The sequence below is a fragment of the Arthrobacter sp. 10L424 genome, assembly GCF_056395325.1.
This window is the reverse complement of record NZ_JBFTJH010000037.1, coordinates 1-369: the sequence shown is the minus strand read 5'-3', so window position 1 is coordinate 369 and position 369 is coordinate 1. Positions and strand designations below refer to the sequence as shown.

At 63.1% G+C, this 369-nt stretch carries 1 protein-coding gene; it reads right to left on the bottom strand.

Annotated features, from left to right (window positions below):
- Positions 1-230: LGFP repeat-containing protein (locus tag AC1DC5_RS19070; protein ID WP_476866203.1), on the bottom strand; the 230-nt coding region annotated here is incomplete at its 3' end.
- Positions 231-369: the final 139 nt, after the last annotated feature.

Genomic DNA, 369 nt, shown 5'->3' with positions numbered 1-369 from the left:
GTCCAGTAGATCGCGCCGTTTTGGTAGCCCTGGGATTTGGCTCCGTTGGGGGCGGTCCGTATGTCGGTGGTGGGGTAGCCGAGGGTTCCGGATTCCCAGCCTTGGGCGGCCCAGGCGTCGCGGATGACACCGGTTGAGATTTGGGCGCCGTTGGCTGCGGTCCAGTAGATCGCACCGTTTTGGTAGCCCTGGGACACCCCTCCGTTCACGCCGGTCTTCAAACCGGTCACGGCTCGTCCCAGCCCCGGAGAAACAGCCGCCAGATCAGCAATTCGCCCTAACAGCGGCTTGCGGAATTCCGGCGTTGGCGAAAGCACTCAACTCTGCGTAGCTCCCGTTCCAGACATTGGAATCTCCGGCGAAAGGGCC